22 protein-coding genes are annotated in these 15419 nt (G+C 62.0%); 15 read left to right on the top strand and 7 right to left on the bottom strand.

The window, feature by feature from the left end; translation table 11 throughout:
* Positions 1 to 74: 74 nt before the first annotated feature.
* The 4 genes from LVS58_RS25045 to LVS58_RS08665 all read left to right on the top strand — a co-directional run bounded on the left by LVS58_RS25045 (position 75) and on the right by LVS58_RS08665 (position 2096).
* Positions 75 to 200: a hypothetical protein gene (locus LVS58_RS25045; RefSeq protein WP_267954355.1), complete on the top strand. Its 126-nt coding sequence runs from the start codon at positions 75 to 77 to the stop codon at positions 198 to 200.
* Between the two features lie 110 nt (positions 201 to 310).
* Positions 311 to 880 (top strand): GNAT family N-acetyltransferase, encoded by a 570-nt coding sequence (locus LVS58_RS08675; RefSeq protein WP_233690715.1) that lies wholly within the window; start codon positions 311 to 313, stop codon positions 878 to 880.
* A gap of 266 nt (positions 881 to 1146) precedes the next feature.
* Entirely contained in the window at positions 1147 to 1740 is a 594-nt protein-coding gene (locus tag LVS58_RS08670; RefSeq protein ID WP_233690714.1) for a GNAT family N-acetyltransferase, read from the top strand.
* A complete protein-coding gene (locus tag LVS58_RS08665; RefSeq protein ID WP_233690713.1) occupies positions 1737 to 2096 on the top strand; it encodes a cupin domain-containing protein in 360 nt (119 codons plus the stop codon). The genes LVS58_RS08670 and LVS58_RS08665 overlap by 4 nt, the downstream gene beginning before the upstream one ends.
* An 81-nt stretch (positions 2097 to 2177) precedes the next feature.
* Here LVS58_RS08665 and LVS58_RS08660 read toward each other — a convergent pair whose 3' ends face one another.
* Complete coding sequence (locus LVS58_RS08660; RefSeq protein WP_233690712.1) at positions 2178 to 3065, bottom strand: MerR family transcriptional regulator; 888 nt, start codon at positions 3063 to 3065, stop codon at positions 2178 to 2180.
* Positions 3066 to 3218: 153 nt separating this feature from the next.
* On the opposite strand from LVS58_RS08660, the gene LVS58_RS08655 reads away from it, so the two are divergent.
* The 7 genes from LVS58_RS08655 (at position 3219) to LVS58_RS08625 (ending at position 8725) form a co-directional block, all read left to right on the top strand.
* Positions 3219 to 3665, top strand: coding sequence for a PAS domain-containing protein (locus tag LVS58_RS08655; RefSeq protein WP_233690711.1), 447 nt, complete (start codon positions 3219 to 3221; stop codon positions 3663 to 3665).
* Positions 3666 to 3768: 103 nt separating this feature from the next.
* A complete protein-coding gene (locus tag LVS58_RS08650) occupies positions 3769 to 4191 on the top strand; it encodes a nuclear transport factor 2 family protein (RefSeq protein ID WP_233690710.1) in 423 nt (140 codons plus the stop codon).
* The gene (locus LVS58_RS08645) at positions 4188 to 4940 is read left to right on the top strand and encodes an SDR family NAD(P)-dependent oxidoreductase (RefSeq protein WP_233690709.1); all 753 of its coding nucleotides are present in this window, start codon (positions 4188 to 4190) and stop codon (positions 4938 to 4940) included. The genes LVS58_RS08650 and LVS58_RS08645 overlap by 4 nt, the downstream gene beginning before the upstream one ends.
* Before the next feature lie 6 nt (positions 4941 to 4946).
* Complete coding sequence (locus LVS58_RS08640; protein WP_233690708.1) at positions 4947 to 6194, top strand: NAD(P)/FAD-dependent oxidoreductase; 1248 nt, start codon at positions 4947 to 4949, stop codon at positions 6192 to 6194.
* Entirely contained in the window at positions 6191 to 7000 is an 810-nt protein-coding gene (locus LVS58_RS08635) for a DUF1365 domain-containing protein (protein ID WP_233690707.1), read from the top strand. Before LVS58_RS08640 ends, LVS58_RS08635 begins: the two co-directional genes overlap by 4 nt.
* Positions 6975 to 8237 carry an SAM-dependent methyltransferase gene (locus tag LVS58_RS08630; RefSeq protein WP_233690706.1) on the top strand — a complete coding sequence of 421 codons (1263 nt, stop codon included), beginning with the start codon at positions 6975 to 6977 and terminating at the stop codon, positions 8235 to 8237. The genes LVS58_RS08635 and LVS58_RS08630 overlap by 26 nt, the downstream gene beginning before the upstream one ends.
* The gene (locus tag LVS58_RS08625) at positions 8237 to 8725 is read left to right on the top strand and encodes a DUF2878 domain-containing protein (RefSeq protein WP_233690705.1); all 489 of its coding nucleotides are present in this window, start codon (positions 8237 to 8239) and stop codon (positions 8723 to 8725) included. The genes LVS58_RS08630 and LVS58_RS08625 overlap by 1 nt, the downstream gene beginning before the upstream one ends.
* Here the strand turns inward: LVS58_RS08625 and LVS58_RS08620 are convergent.
* The 5 genes from LVS58_RS08620 to LVS58_RS08600 are packed head-to-tail and all read right to left on the bottom strand — an operon-like array spanning position 8663 to position 11754.
* Positions 8663 to 8845, bottom strand: a complete 183-nt coding sequence (locus LVS58_RS08620) for a DUF2256 domain-containing protein (RefSeq protein WP_233690704.1) — start codon at positions 8843 to 8845, stop codon at positions 8663 to 8665. The two genes, LVS58_RS08625 and LVS58_RS08620, sit on opposite strands and share 63 nt — an antisense overlap.
* Positions 8842 to 10368, bottom strand: coding sequence for a cryptochrome/photolyase family protein (locus LVS58_RS08615; RefSeq protein ID WP_233690703.1), 1527 nt, complete (start codon positions 10366 to 10368; stop codon positions 8842 to 8844). The genes LVS58_RS08620 and LVS58_RS08615 overlap by 4 nt, the downstream gene beginning before the upstream one ends.
* An 8-nt stretch (positions 10369 to 10376) precedes the next feature.
* The gene (locus tag LVS58_RS08610) at positions 10377 to 10682 is read right to left on the bottom strand and encodes a DUF6482 family protein (RefSeq protein ID WP_003254009.1); all 306 of its coding nucleotides are present in this window, start codon (positions 10680 to 10682) and stop codon (positions 10377 to 10379) included.
* The gene (locus LVS58_RS08605) at positions 10679 to 11215 is read right to left on the bottom strand and encodes a DUF3833 domain-containing protein (protein WP_233690702.1); all 537 of its coding nucleotides are present in this window, start codon (positions 11213 to 11215) and stop codon (positions 10679 to 10681) included. The genes LVS58_RS08610 and LVS58_RS08605 overlap by 4 nt, the downstream gene beginning before the upstream one ends.
* Before the next feature lie 2 nt (positions 11216 to 11217).
* Positions 11218 to 11754: a chalcone isomerase family protein gene (locus tag LVS58_RS08600; RefSeq protein WP_233690701.1), complete on the bottom strand. Its 537-nt coding sequence runs from the start codon at positions 11752 to 11754 to the stop codon at positions 11218 to 11220.
* A 159-nt stretch (positions 11755 to 11913) separates the two neighbouring features.
* Between LVS58_RS08600 and LVS58_RS08595 the strand changes: the two genes are divergently transcribed.
* From LVS58_RS08595 to LVS58_RS08580, 4 genes are all read left to right on the top strand, one after another.
* Positions 11914 to 12405: a DUF1543 domain-containing protein gene (locus tag LVS58_RS08595; protein WP_233690700.1), complete on the top strand. Its 492-nt coding sequence runs from the start codon at positions 11914 to 11916 to the stop codon at positions 12403 to 12405.
* Positions 12406 to 12481: 76 nt separating this feature from the next.
* Positions 12482 to 13252, top strand: a complete 771-nt coding sequence (locus LVS58_RS08590; protein WP_233690699.1) for an SDR family NAD(P)-dependent oxidoreductase — start codon at positions 12482 to 12484, stop codon at positions 13250 to 13252.
* 95 nt (positions 13253 to 13347) lie between these two features.
* Positions 13348 to 14040 carry a DUF421 domain-containing protein gene (locus LVS58_RS08585; protein ID WP_233690698.1) on the top strand — a complete coding sequence of 231 codons (693 nt, stop codon included), beginning with the start codon at positions 13348 to 13350 and terminating at the stop codon, positions 14038 to 14040.
* Positions 14041 to 14133: 93 nt separating this feature from the next.
* Entirely contained in the window at positions 14134 to 14673 is a 540-nt protein-coding gene (locus tag LVS58_RS08580; protein WP_233690697.1) for a type 1 glutamine amidotransferase domain-containing protein, read from the top strand.
* A 56-nt stretch (positions 14674 to 14729) separates the two neighbouring features.
* Here the strand turns inward: LVS58_RS08580 and LVS58_RS08575 are convergent, their stop codons facing one another.
* Positions 14730 to 15254 (bottom strand): hypothetical protein, encoded by a 525-nt coding sequence (locus LVS58_RS08575; RefSeq protein WP_233690696.1) that lies wholly within the window; start codon positions 15252 to 15254, stop codon positions 14730 to 14732.
* Between the last annotated feature and the right edge of the window lie 165 nt (positions 15255 to 15419).

The following is a 15419-nucleotide window of genomic DNA, read 5'->3' as shown; positions in this document are numbered from 1 at the left end:
GATTGCTCGAAGCAGCTTCAATGCCTGCAAGACGACATTACTGCTGATCAGCTGTACAACAGCAAACAGTGTTGATGCGCAGCGAGAACCATGCCGAGCGCTGCGACCCGGTCATGCAGGCCGACAATGGCCTGACCTACGGCACAGGCAACGGCGGAGCGACCCTGATCCTGGACGATCCGCTTTCGATCCCCGCCTGACCGATGACAACATCCGTCAACCGTGGAATTGACAACTGTCAAGTTGGCGCAGGGCCGAGTGCCGAAACTAAGCCTCCATTGTTCATTTCCAACACACGAGGATGACTGCCATGGCTCCTACGGACCCTTCCCGTCAACACACCGCCCCCTCGTTTCCCAAGCCTGCGGGCGAGCATTGGATCGAAGCCCTCGACAATGGCACCCACGTACTGATCAGGCCACTGCAAGCCAAGGACAGGGAGCGCGAAAGGGCCTTCATCGAGCGACTGTCACCGCAGTCGCGGCATTTTCGCTTTCTGTGCCAGATCAAGGCGCCCGGCGAGGCCATGCTCGACCAGTTGATGGCAATCGACCAGGACAGACAAGCCGCCTTCGTTGCCCTCGCCCATGTGGACGGTGAGCTACAAGAAGTGGGCATTTCCCGTTACGCCGCCATGGCCGGCAAGGATGAATGCGAGTGCGCGGTCACGGTGCTCGATAGCTGGCAGCATCATGGCCTTGGCCGCCTGTTGCTCAAGCACCTTACCGACCATGCCCGGGCCAAGGGCCTGCGGCAGATGTACTCGATCGACTCAGCCGCCAACCTGGCGATGCGCGACCTGGCCAAGGCGGCAGGGTTTACCACCAGTACCGACCCGGATGATCCGACCCAGGTCATCCATCGCCTCGACCTGACCTGAAGCGCCGCTGCAGCAGCACCCGGGGCAGCCACCGCGCTGCCCCGCCCGCTTTTCGCTTCATGTCCTGCGGCGACTGCTCGATTGAGTACCCACGCCATCCCGAGCCTGTTAAAGCCACGTGCATTTGGGCATGAGTGCTGTGTCGCACGCCATGCCGATGGTGTTCGCGCAGAGCATCATGGGAACCGCTTCAACCGTCTACCCTGCCTCCCAGCCAAAGGCGTAACCCTTGAAAACTGACACCTGGCACCCTGGGAGCACTGTACATGCCTATCGACTTCAGACCCGCTCGAGTCTCGGACGCGCATGATATTGCGCGCTTCTTTCAACTGACATCGGAGGGGATGGCCGATTACATATGGAGCAAGCTCGCCGCACCTGGAGAATCATTGCTGAGTGTCGGTGCGTCTCGCTATGCCAGAGAACAGGGCGACTTTTCATACAAGAACTGCCTGATGGCCACTTTCGAGGGGCGCGTCATCGGCATGATGCATAGCTATGCCTTGCGTGCAACGCCTGACAGGCCAGTCGAGACCGACCCCGTCCTCGCGCCTTATTCCGACATGGAAATACCCGATACCTTGTACATATCCAGCCTGGCACTGGATGAGGCCTGGCGGAGCCAGGGGCTGGGCGCCCAGTTTCTTCGCCACGCCCAGCAGCGCGCTGACGACGCGGGCCTTGATGGGTTGTGCCTGATCGATTACGCAGAAAACCACGGTGCACGCCGCTTCTACGAACGTCATGGGTTTCAAATTGTTAAAACCTGCCAGATCGTTCCGCACCCGATGCTGGGCGTAACCGGTGAAGCCTATTTAATGTATCGCCCTACTCACAACGTGCTCGAGAAACAGCCATGAACCAGAAACTGACCGTGTTCCGCGAACTGGATATTCAACCGCTGCGCGACCTTCCCTTCTTTGAAGAAGTCCTGGAAGGCAGCCCTCACACGCTGACGTCCAAGTATTATCACGATGAACAGCAAGGCCGCATTTGCGGAGAATGGGAAGCCAGCACCGGGGCGTGGCGCATTGACTACAAGGTCTGGGAGTTCTGCCATGTCCTGAGTGGATGCTGCGTCATCGAGCTTGAGGGTTGTGCCCCAGTCACACTGGCCGCTGGCGACACGTTCATTATCGAACCGGGCGCCAAGGGCAAATGGACCGTAGTGGAAGACATGAAGAAGAAATTCGTGATCCTCTTGCCCGCGAACTGAGCGCTGTACGAAACCCCGGAAACCCCGTGCCCAAGGAGCAGGCCACACTGCGCCCCCCTTGAGCATCGGGCAGGGCCAGGCTCAAACGTCCAGCATGCCCCTGAGCAAGGCGTCCAGCACACGCGCGACGTCAGCACCATGCTCGTCCAGCAGGCACACCGGCAGCCCGTGCAAGGCCGCTTGCACACCGGCCAGCCCTTCGCCAGTCAAGGCCAGCGGACACGCAATGTCCATCTGCAGGGAACGCAGGCGCTTGGCCAAGGCAGGGCTCACCGGCGGCTGCAGCGCTATCACCACGGCTGCAGGCTGCATCGCCGCACACAGCAGCGGGAGCTCTTCGAGCGGCTGCCCGCAGCCGAGCACTTCGATGCGGTGTTGCTCACTGCTCAACAGCAGCCCCGCACACAACACCTGGAATTCGGCTAGCCCTTCGGTGCCTGCCAGCAGCACCCGTGGCCCATCGGCCTGGTTCATCTGCAAGCGCAGCAGCAGGCGGGCGCGCAAGAACGTATCAAGAAACAACCATTGGCTACGCTGGCCCGGGGCAGTGCCTGAAGCCAGCTCATGCCAAACCGGCATCAGCACTTCCCGCAGCACCGTGGCCTTTGGCAAGAGTGTGAACAGCTGCCCATGGATCGCTTCCAGCGCCTGCGCATCGAATGCCCTGGAAGCGCGCGCGACGGCGGCGCGCCAATCGTCAAAGGCCGAGGGCTGCTGCATTGGCGCTTCAGGCTGGCTGGCGAGCCTGTCACCGACCTTGCTGATGGGCAGGCCATTGGCGGTCCAGCGCAGGATGTCGCGTATGCGCTGCACATCCTGGGCCGTGTACAAGCGATGGCCGCCTTCGGTGCGCTGCGGGCGTATCAACCCATGACGCCGCTCCCAGGCACGCAAGGTCACCGGATTGATGCCGGTCAGGCTGACCACATCGCGCATGGGTAGCAGTTCGGGTGGGGTGGCGTCAGTCATAACGAGGTGTCATCCAGGGGGTGATACATTCTAAACCCAGATGCACCTTCTGCGGCGAGCCTCCTTGGTTCATCATGCAACAAACGGCGCCAAACGCTGCTGCACGCAAGCCTTTGGCGCACATCGCATACGAATTGTCTGTAGGTGAGCCCCATGATCAACGCAAAACTCCTGCAACTGATGGTCGAGCATTCCAACGATGGCATCGTCGTCGCCGAACAGGAAGGCAATGAGAGCATCCTTATCTACGTCAACCCGGCCTTCGAACGTCTGACCGGCTATAGCGCCGACGATATCCTCTACCAGGACTGCCGTTTCCTTCAGGGCGAGGACCACGACCAGCCGGGCATCGCAAACATCCGCGAAGCGATACGCGAAGGCCGCCCCTGCTGCCAGGTGCTGCGCAACTACCGCAAAGACGGCAGCCTGTTCTGGAACGAGTTGTCCATCACCCCCGTGCACAACGAGGCGGACCAGCTGACCTACTACATCGGCATCCAGCGCGATGTCACCGCGCAGATATTCGCCGAGGAAAGGGTTCGCGAGCTGGAGGCTGAAGTGGCGGAACTGCGCCGGCAGCAGGGCCAGCCCAAGCGCTGACAAAAAACCTATACAAGACCGTTGACTTGTATAGATAAAAGCTTAGGCTTCAGTTATACCTGTACAACAATCGAATTTTGTACAGGATTGCCTGGAGCCCAGTATGTCAGCGTACCTACAGCATTTTGCCGAGCGCTTCGCCCGCCTTGACGGGGCTAGCCTCGACACGCTGGATAAACTGTACAGCGACGATGTCACCTTTCGTGATCCCCTGCACCAGATACAGGGGCTGCAGGCCCTGCGCGCCTACTTCGAGCAGTTGTACGCCAACGCCACCGATATCCGCTACGCCTTCACCAGCGCTGACGAGGTAAAGCCCGGCCAGGGCTACCTGCGGTGGACGCTGCAGTTTTGCCACCCGCGCCTGGCTGGCGGCCAGCCGATCACGCTGCAAGGGTGCAGCTGCCTGCAGTGGCGCGACCGTGTGCATTTTCACCAGGACTATTTCGACGCCGGTGCCCTGCTTTATGAGCACCTTCCCGTCATGGGCACTGCGATCCGCTGGCTCAAAGGCAGGCTGGCATGAGCCGCTGCTGGCTGACCGGCGCCAGCAGCGGTATCGGTGCCGCGCTCGCGCAAATCCTCCTGGAGCAAGGCCACCAGGTCGCCGTGGGCGGGCGTCGCGCCGATCGCCTTGCCCCGCTGGCCGAACGGTTTCCCGGGCAGGTACTGCTGGCCATCGGCGATCTTGACAACCCGGAACAGGTCGCCGGCATCGCTGCGCATATCGAGCAGGCCTGGGGCGGCCTGGACATGGCCATTCTCAATGCCGGCACCTGCGAATACCTGGAGCCTGAGCGCTTCGATCCGGCGTTGGTCGAGCGCGTCATGCGCACCAACCTGCTGGGCGTCAGCTACTGCCTGGCGGCGGCTCTGCCCTTGCTTCGCGCCGGCCAGCGCCCCCATCTGGTGGTGATGGGCAGTTCGGTGACCTGGCTGGCCTTGCCCCGCGCTGGCGCCTATGGCGCGTCCAAGGCCGCAGTGCGCTATCTGGTGGAGTCACAGCGAATCGACCTGGCTCGCGAGGGCATCGCGGTCACCCTGGTAAGCCCAGGCTTCGTGGACACGCCACTGACCCGTCGCAACGATTTCCCAATGCCACAGCTGTGGTCTGCGCAGCGTGCCGCTCGGCATATCGCCAGGCGCCTGCCCCGCCGCCCCCTGGAAATCAACTTCCCCGTTCTTTTCACCCTGGTGTTGCGCCTGCTCGGGGCGCTGCCCGCGCGCCTGCGCCTGGCGCTGGGCCAACGCCTCGCCCGTCATGAACAGGAATGATGACCCATGCGTATAGCAATCATCGGCAGTGGCATCGCGGGGCTGACCTGCGCCCATTTGCTGTCACGCAAACACGAAGTCACGGTTTTCGAGGCCGAGCAATGGGTCGGTGGCCACACGCACACCCTTGATGTGGTCTGGGAAGGCCAGCGCCATGCAATAGATACCGGTTTCATCGTCTTCAACGACTGGACGTACCCGCACTTCATCCGCTTGCTCGACCAGCTCAAGGTCCCGTCACAGCCGACCGAGATGAGTTTTTCCGTGCATGACCCGATCACGGGCCTGGAATATAACGGCCACGACCTGAACACCCTGTTCGCCCAACGCAGCAACCTGGTGTCTCCAGGGTTCTGGGGGATGATCCGGGACATTCTGCGTTTCAACCGTCAGGCACTGACCGACCTGGACCACCAGCGTATCGATGCCAGCACCACGCTGGGCGCCTACCTTCAGACGCACCGCTATGGGCAGCGCTTCATCGAACATTACATCGTCCCGATGGGGTCGGCGATCTGGTCGATGTCTCGCGCAGACATGCTCCACTTCCCGCTTGAGTTCTTCGTGCGCTTCTGTCGCAACCACGGCCTGCTGTCGGTCAACCAGCGTCCACAGTGGCGTGTGATCAAAGGCGGCTCGCGCAGCTATGTCGCGCCGCTGTGCCGACCGTTCGCCGAACGTATCCGCCTCAACTGCAAGGTTTACCGCGTCAGCCGCGACGACGGTGGGGTGACCCTCGTGAGTGCGGCCGGCACCGAACGCTTCGACAATGTGGTGTTCGCTTGCCACAGCGATCAGGCCCTGGCACTGCTGGAAAGCCCCAGCAACCAGGAGCGCGCCGTACTCGGCGCCATCGATTACGCCAGCAACGACGTGGTGCTGCACACCGATACTCGCCTGCTGCCACGCCGCCAGCGCGCCTGGGCCAGCTGGAACTACCGCCTGGGCGGCCCTGAGCACGCTCCCGCCGCGCTGACCTACAACATGAACATTCTGCAAGGTATCCAGGCACCGACAACCTTCTGCGTGAGCCTCAACCAGACCGCACTGATAGACCCGGCGCAGGTCATCGCCCGCTTCCAGTACGCACATCCCCAGTACAGCGTTGCAGCGTCGGCCGCCCAGGCATGCCAGGGGCAACTGCAGGGTCAGCAGCACAGTTACTTTTGTGGCGCCTACTGGGGCAATGGCTTTCATGAAGACGGGGTGGTCAGCGCACTGAAGGTGGCCGCGCACTTCGGAGAGCAACTGTGAACAGCAGCCTTTGCCTGGGCTGGATCAGCCACCGACGGCTGACGCCGCGGCTCCACGCGTTCCGCTACCGGATCGGCATGTTCTACCTGGACCTGGACGAACAACCCTGGCTGCTGGGCCTGTCACGCTGGCTGGGGCGCTGGCGCCTGGCGCCGTTGTGCTGGCGCGAGACCGACTACCTGCCCGCCCAGACCCGCCAAGGCGAATCGCTGGCCCAGGCTGCACGCTCGCTGGTCGGGCAGGCGACGGGGCGCCTGCCCGAGGGCCGGGTACAGTTGCTCACGCAACTGCGTTGCTGGGGGCTGTCGTTCAACCCGGTGAGTTTCTATTTCTGCCATGACCGCGACGGGCACCTGACCGCGATCCTGATGGAAGTGCGCAACACGCCCTGGCGTGAACGCTTTCATTACGTGCTACCGGTGCAAGGCAACCTTGCCAGGCCCTTCAGCGTGACCAAGGCCTTCCACGTGTCGCCGTTCATGCCGTTGGACATGGACTATCGCCTGCGCTTCTTCCTGGACACGGACCATGTACGCATTCACATGCAGAACTGGCAAGGCGGCACAAAGGTGTTCGAGGCCGACCTCGCCCTGCGCCGCACGCCACTGGATGGCACAGCGCTACGTCGGTATGTCCTGAACTTCCCATGGATGAGCCTGCGCACTGTCTCGGCCATCTACTGGCAAGCGCTGCGCCTGTTACTCAAACGCACCCCCGTGCATGACCACACCACCTGCCAGGGTGACCTGGCGCTCGGCCAACCTTGCGAGGACCTTGATGATGTCGAATCCCACCCTGAGCGTTAGCAAGTTCGCAGGCCTTGCGCCGTTGCTTGGCGGCCTGGCACGAAGCGCCGTGCTGACCCAGTTGGGCAAGCTGCGTCACGGCCACCTGCGGCTGCTCAGCCACGGGCAGCAGTGGAGTTTCGGTGATGCCGACAGCCCGTTGCAGGCCGAGGTGGAGATCCTCGATGACGCCACCTGGAGCCTGATCGCCGGCAATGGCTCGATCGGTGCTGGCGAAGCCTACATTCACGGCTATTGGCGCAGCCCCGACCTGGCGCTGGTGACCCGCCTGTTCGTCGCCAACCTCGAAGTGCTCGATGCGCTCGAGGGCGGCCTGGCCCGCTTGGGCCGCCCAGCCCTGCGCCTGCTGCACCGGCTCAACCGCAACGACAAGCGCGGCGCCCGGCGCAACATTCTGGCGCACTACGACCTGGGCAATGCCCTGTTCGAGCGGCTACTGGACCCCACCATGATGTATTCGGCCGCGCAATTCGAACACCCTGGGCAAACGCTGGAGCAGGCGCAGTTGCACAAGCTGGAGCGCATCTGCCAGAAACTCGAACTGAACCCTGACGATCACCTGCTGGAAATTGGTAGCGGCTGGGGCAGCCTGGCGATCCACGCAGCCACCCGTTACGGCTGCAGGGTCACCACCACGACGCTCTCCGAGGCGCAGTACAGCCATACCCTGGCGCGTGTTCAGGCCCTGGGGCTGGGGCAGCGCGTGCAAGTGCTGCGCGAAGACTACCGCGACCTTCAAGGCACGTTCGACAAACTGGTTTCGATCGAGATGATCGAAGCAGTCGGCCATCGCTACCTGCCGGTGTATTTCCGCCAGTGTGCTTCGCTCATCAAGCCTGAGGGCCTGATGCTATTGCAGGCGATCACCATCCGCGACCAGCGCTATGCCCAAGCGCAGCGCTCGGTCGACTTTATCCAGCGCTACATCTTCCCCGGTGGCGCCCTGCCTTCGCTAAGCGTGTTGCTCGACACCGCCAGCCGGAACACTGGCCTCAACCTCGTGCACATGGAGGATTTCGGCCTGGACTATGCACACACCCTGCGACACTGGCGCGAAAACCTGCGTCAGGCACGCACTGCGCTGACGGAGCTTGGCTACGACGAGATGTTCCAGCGCCTGTGGGAGTTTTACCTCTGCTACTGCCAAGGCGGTTTCGAGGAACGCGCCATCGGTGTCGCACACCTGCTCTGGGCAGCCCCCCAGGCACGCCGCGCGCCCTTGCCTGGCAGTGCCTGATGCGCAGCCGCTGGCTGATCGCCAATGCCCTCTGGCTGCAAGCCGGCTGGTGGGTCTGCGTGCTGGGCGCCGAGCGCCCCTTGCTGTTGCTGCTGGTGATTCCGGGCGTGGCAGTGCACCTGCGCCTTTGCCCGGACATCAATGCCGAGGTCAAGGCGCTGTTGCGGGTGACGGTTGTCGGCTGCGCGCTCGACAGCGTGCTGGGAGCACTGGGGGTGTTTGGTTTCGATGCCTGGCCCCTGCCGCTGTGGCTGGCGCTGCTGTGGTTGGTGCTGGCCAGCGGTATGCGTCACAGCCTGGCATGGGCCGGCAGGCACTGGCGAAGCGGCGTACTGCTGGGGGCGATTGGCGGCCCTTTGGCCTATGTAGGCGGCGCCAGGCTGGCAGATGTCGCCTTGCCATTCGGCGCGCTGGAAACCAGCCTGCTACTGATGCCGATATGGGCTTTGGCCCTCCCCCTGCTGGTACGCGTCGCGTCGCGGCGCTGACCGGCGACATCGCTCGGAGCAGTAGCGCACCTGCTCCCAACAGCGTGCCCAGCGCTTGCGCCAGTTGAACGGCCGGCCACACACCACGCACACCTTGCTCGGCAGAAGGCTCTTTTTCATAACGCCTGCCCCGCATCGAGCCGCGCCAGCAATGACTGGCCACGTTGCCACACGGCATCGCGACGCCCAGGGGGCATGCCTTCGAGGCTGCGATAGACCAGGGCCAGGCGCGGGTTAGCCGAAAGCTGGGGGCGATGGCGAATGAGAAAGTGCCAATATAAGGCATTGAACGGGCAGGCATCCTCTTCGGTCACCTGGTCGACCCTGTAACTGCACGCCTTGCAATGATCGGACATGCGCTGGATATAACGACCACTGGCGCAGTACGGCTTGGACCCTAGGTAGCCGCCGTCGGCGTGCATCACCATGCCAAGCGTGTTGGGCAGTTCGACCCACTCGAAGGCGTCCATGTAGACCGCCAGGTACCACTCACAAATCGCGGTTGGCACGATACCGGCCAGCAAGGCGAAGTTGCCGGTCACCATCAACCGCTGGATATGGTGAGCGTAGCCCAACCGCAGGGTCTGCCCGATGGCGTGCGCCATGCAGCGCATGCGGGTGCGCCCGGTCCAGTAGAATTCGGGCAGCGCCCGGTCGTTGTTCAGGTGATTGAGCCCGGCATACTCCGGCATACGCTGCCAATAAATGCCGCGCACATACTCACGCCAGCCGATCAACTGGCGAATGAAGCCTTCGGCGGCATTGAGCGGCGCCCGCCCCTCGCGCCAGGCTTTATCGACGTCGTCGCACAGACGACGCACATCCAGAAGCCCGATATTGAGCGCCGCACTGATGCGCGCATGGAACAGGTACGGCTCGCCTTCGGCCATCGCGTCCTGGTAGTCACCGAATGCCGCCAGGCCGAAATCCAGAAAATGCTGCCAGAGCTGTTGTGCCTCGGCGTGGGTCACGGGGTAGTCGAAGCCGTCGATATCCCCATAGTGGTCGCTGAAGCGCTGACGCACCAAGGCCACCACCGCTGCCGTGATGTCGTCTTGCGCGAAATGCGCGGCGAACGGGCCACGCAGCTGCCGTGGCAATGGCTTGCGATTGTCGCGATCAAAATTCCAGGCCCCACCTGCCGGGCTGCCGTCAGGCTCCATGAGCAGGCCGGTTCGCTTGCGCATGCCACGGTAGAAGTGCTCCATACGCAGCTGGCGACGTGCTGTGGCCCAGCGCCCGAAGGCTTCACGCGAGCACAGAAAACGCGTGTCGCGAAACCACACAAGCGGCAGTGCGGCATCACGCAAGGCCTGCTCCAGGCGCCACTCACCGCACTCGGTCAGGTGAATGTGGGTGGCGCCCAAGGTGTGTTGCCATCGACGCAGCTCACCCACGATGCTGCCGCTGTTACCTGCGGCGTCCAGCTCGACATAGTGCACCTGCCAACCCCGTTCACGCAGGGCCTGGGCAAAGTGCCGCATGGCGCTGAAGATAAGCACGATCTTCAGCGGATGATGCGGTACGTATCGGGCCTCCCCTTCCACTTCCGCCATCAGGACCGCATCGCGATCAGGGTCAAGGGACGCCAGACTTGCCAGGTCGAACGACAGTTGGTCACCCAGCACCAGGCCCAGGCGCATCGTTCGGGCTACCACTGGCTAGTGAGCGTGACCGGTACGCGCAGCGGCGCGATGGGGCCGTCGCGTTGCCCGCACATCTCATCGTGCACCACCTGCTGCACCAGCATGCACGGCACCGGTGGCAGGTCAGCCAGCAGCTGCCGCAGTTCGGTCGTGGAGCGCACGCGCACGGGCTGCCCCTGGGCATCGCTCAATGTCACGGGGCCGGCGTCGGTCAGGGCGCGCAGGAGGTAGAAGCCCCCCTCTAGCGACAGCAGTTCAAGTTCCTTTGCTTCGCCGGTCGAAACCAGCTGGGTCAGCGCGATCAGGTTCATGGTGTGCCCTCTGGCAGGCGGCGGAAGAACAAGGTGATCTGGCCAATCTCAACGCCCAGTTTGCTCATGCTCGAGCGGTTGATCAGGGTGTCTTCATCCATGAGGTACATCCAGTCGTCCAGGTCTACCTGCCAGTGCCGCCCGTCGACCGGCAGGTCCAGTTGGTAACGCCATCGCAGCGCGTTGCCCGCCACTTCGCCACGCGCCTCGCCGATCACGTCCCCCGCTGTTCCCCGCCAGCGCCCGGGGCCGTTCGGCACCAGCGTCCAGGTACGCCGCTGGCGTGTGCCATCGCTATACAGGAAATGTTCGTCGAGGATCAGCCGCTCACCCTCGCGGCGGCTGTCGATGCGCACGTGGAAGCGCTTGACCACCTCTCCGGAACGCTTCTGGAACATCCCCCACGCCTGAACCGGGCGCGAGAAGAACGCCGCAAGGTCCAGCTTCGGCTGCTCCTGGGCATAGTGCTCGACACCGACATTGCCACAACTGCCCAGCAGCAGGCAGGAAGCCAGCAACAGCGCTTTGTACATGTTCAGGTTCCTCGGTCATCGCCAGCCAGCCCAAGCAGCCGCTGACGCAATTGTGGGTCTCTGGCCCGCGGGTCGAGCCAGATGGCGAAGAAGGCCCGGGCGAACACCGGATCGTTGATCGCGTGGCTCAGTTTGCCGTCCACGTAAAAGCGGCAACCCTGCCCCGGCAGGTACAAGCCCGTGATGCGCATGCCAGGGCTCACGTCCACGAATGCCTGCTCTATCGCCCTGGTCCATGCCGCGCGTTGCTGTGCCGTCATGCTGCCGCCATCCAGGCGTTGCATTTCCTCGAGGCTGGCCTTGACCAGCGTGTCCCTGGACAATGATCGGTGATAGAGCAGCTCAAGGGCGAACGGCTGGTTCCAGTCCTGAACCGGGCCCACTGCCCATAACCGGGCGGTATACAGCCGCAGGCCAAACCAGGTGAAATCACCTGCGCCCAGCCGTTGCGCCGCCGGCAGTTCTGCTCGCCAGTCTGCTGCCGACGACATGGCGGCTAGCAGCAGGCACAGACAGGTCCAACGTGCGGGGTGCGCCATTCTGACCTCGAGCACTTCAGAAAATATTATACAATAATAGACGCTTGTACACATTTATGATGATACATGTACAGTTTTTTATGCTTGGCATGCACATTTCTGCAAGCGTCGCGTCCCGTTATCGAACCCCCATGAAAGTCGAGATAGAAGGATTTGCTCATGCTGTACGTCGTCATGCTCGGTGGACGCCACCCACGGGCCAATATCGAGGTCCACGACGTGTTGTTCGCGCAGGCGGACTCACTTGAACAGGCCTACCCACATCTGCGCCAAGCCTGGTTCGGGAGCCGAACGGGCCTGCACATCGACGCGTGGATGGAAGTCGACGGTATTGACCGCTACCGCGTCGAATTCAGTCAGGTAGCGCCTGGCCCACATGATCCCAGGTTGTTCTTCATCAACCTTGGCGGCTACGAGCCCGGGGTGTTTGGCGAGGCACACCGCTACCTGCTGGTGGTGGCCAGGGACAAGGCCGAGGCCAGGCAACTGGGCAAGCAGCGCCTGCAGGCAGACTGGCTCAAGCCGCATACCGACGCGGTACTGGACGTAGACGATTGCCTGCCGATCGACTGGGTGAACGGCTGTTACGTGCACCTGATCGAAGGGCCCCATGCCGGCTTACGGCAGTACAGCGACTATATCCTGCTGTGAGCTTACCCCTGCCTTGTAACAACGTTGGCCGGCACCACTGGACGAGGCGCCAGTGCCTAGCCAAGAGGACACGCCGATGAGCCTGATAAACGACCTTCACACACCCGCCAACGTGCTGGTCTGCGGGGCCAGTGAAGGGATTGGCCTTGCATTGTGCACGCAGTTGCTGGCGCGCAATGACATCGGGCTGGTGTTCGCCGTTTCGCGACGCGCCACCACCAGCCCTGCGCTGAGTACCTTGTTCACCGAGCACGCGCAACGGTTGGTTCGCCTCGACTGCGACGCCCGATCCGAGCAGGCACTGCAAACACTGGCCGCGCAGGTGGGCGCCTGCTGCGACCAGCTGAACCTGGTCTTCAGCACGCTTGGCGTGCTGCAAGAAGGCCCCGCACGGGCTGAAAAAGCGCTGACCCAGCTTGATATGGCGGGGTTGCTGAGCAGTTTCACAACCAATTGTTTCGCCCCCGTTCTGCTGCTCAAGCATTTGCTACCGCTGCTGCGTCGGCAACCGATGGCCTTCGTCGCCTTGTCGGCGCGCGTCGGGTCGATCGGTGACAACCACCTGGGCGGTTGGTACAGCTACCGTGCCAGCAAAGCCGCGCTCAACCAGCTTCTGCGCACTGCAAGCATCGAGCTGAAGCGACTGAACCCGGCTTCCACGGTACTTGCATTGCATCCCGGGACCACTGATACCCAGCTTTCCCGGCCCTTTCAGGGCAACGTGGCGCCGGGCAAACTGTTCTCGCCCGCGTTTGCCGCCACCTGCATCCTGGCGCTTGTGAGCCGTCACGGCCCGGCGCAGAGCGGAACGTTCTGGGCGTGGGATGGCACGCCGATTCCCTGGTAACGCGCATGGAGGGCTTCCAGCCAAGTCGATGAACCAGGCATGAGCGAGAATGGTCAACCCGTTATCAGAAAACAGCGGAAAGAAGGGTGGAACGAATGGTTTCGTTTGATCTGCAACGGATGCTGCTAGGTGACTTCCCTTTTACCTTTCTTCTGGAGGTTGCTGTGCGAGTATCGGCAGCCTTCCTGGCCGTGTTCTTTTTTCTGAAATTCAGTGGGCGGCGCGGTATCAGACAGCTGTCCCGGTTCGAGCTCGTGGTCATTCTCACCCTGGGCTCAGCGGCTGGCGATGTGACCTTTTATGAAGATGTGCCGCTGCTTCCGGTGGCCTTGGTTTTCCTCACGCTGTTCATGCTTTACCGAGGAACGGTTTACCTCATGAGGCGAAACAGAACCTGCGAGGCCTGGATCGATGGCGTGCCGGTCACGGTAGTAAAAGACGGCATGTACGAAATCCATTCACTGCATCACATGAACATTTCACCGAATGAGCTGTTCATGGAGCTACGCCAACAAGGTGTCGAGCACCTGGGCCAGGTTCGTCTTGGCCTTCTGGAAACCGATGGCGACCTCAGTTTGTATTTCTATGACCAGCAAGACACGCGCCCCGGCCTGTCAGTGCTGCCGGTCGAGCATCGCCCAGAATACACATCGCCGCCCGGCGCCGGGTTGCATTGCTGCGTGAGCTGTGGTTTTCCGGCCTACCACGAGCCTCACGATACCCTGGCGTGTCCACGTTGCGGTCATACCGTGTGGTCACCTGCATTGGAGACTGTACGCAACCGTTAGCCTGTTCTTCCTCTACCGCCAAGCATCGAGCAGGAACTTTGCTTGCTGTTTGCAGGCCCTTATGAGAGGCCTATCAGTACGAGGAGAGCAATGATGAGTGCACAATTGAACGGCAAGCGCGTGGCCTTTCTGGTCACCAACGGCTTTGAACAGGTGGAACTGACCGGTCCGCGTGATGCCCTGGAAAACAGCGGCGCGGTGGTCGATATCCTGAGCGAGAAAAAAGGCACGGTACGTGGCTGGAACCATGACGAACCCGCGGACGCGTTCCGCGTGGATGCGACTTTCGACAGCGCGCAGCTTGACCTCTACGACGCCTTGGTGCTGCCGGGTGGTGTGCAGAACTCCGACACAATTCGCATGATCCCCGGCGCGCAGAAGCTGGTAAAAAGCCATGAGGCGGCCGGCAAGCCGCTGGCGGTTATCTGCCACGGCGCGTGGCTGCTGATATCGAGCGGGTTGGCCAAAGGTAAGCGAATGACCAGCTACAAGACCTTGCAGGATGACATTCGCAACGCGGGTGGTATATGGGTGGATGAACAAGTGGTGGTCGATGGCAATCTCATCACCAGCCGCCAGCCGGATGATATCCCCGCCTTCAATGAGCAACTGATCAAGGCGCTGGCAGGCTGAGCCTGCTGCTCTTCAGCGCGTACTGGTCGCCCATTGCGCCGACCAGCACGCGTTGATCACGCCAGCTGAATGAAAACCGAATAGCTGCCCAGCACAACCCAGAAGCACAGGAAAATCCAAGGCGTGCGCAAGGAAAACAGCAACGATTTGCGGTGCCCCGCCTGGGAGGTTTCAGCCTCGCAGAACAACGGCGACTCATCGTAGGCCAGGCCCATTATCGGCTCGCTGCGCAACAAGTGGCTCTGCTTCATCTGCCAGTGCTCGATAATCCGGAAGGCCGCACGGATGCCAGGCCAGGCATTCAGTGTACTGAGCACGCCGAGCAGTGCGAGAAAAGCCGGCACCATCAGGGTGAACATCTCGCCCCAGCCTTGGTTCAGGTTGCCCATCGATGACACGTAGGCGATTACCAGGAACGACTGGGCGGTAAGATACGCGTCGGTACGGTTGGCCAGGATGGTGGTTTCATACTGAATTTCGCGTCGATAGAAATCCAGCCGCTCTTTGGGCGTACCGAACATCCTCTCGTTCGTCTGATCGATCTCATGTTCCGGTGTCGAAGGCGTGATGATTCGAGGCACAGCAGGCTCCTTGATAACGTGGGCCTCACCCATGCCAGCAAGCCCCGTCAGCGGTAGAGCGATGCGGTGGGTAAAAATTCATTGGGATTGGGTGCATCAACCGCTCGTCGCTCACCACGAAGATCCACTTCAACACTGGCTTGTCGCGCCTTTCGAACGGAAATG

Source organism: Pseudomonas sp. JR33AA (genome assembly GCF_021378985.1).
GTDB classification, from domain to species: domain Bacteria; phylum Pseudomonadota; class Gammaproteobacteria; order Pseudomonadales; family Pseudomonadaceae; genus Aquipseudomonas; species Aquipseudomonas alloputida.
The sequence above is the reverse complement of the archived record's forward strand: the minus strand, read 5'-3'. Positions and strand labels throughout refer to the sequence as shown.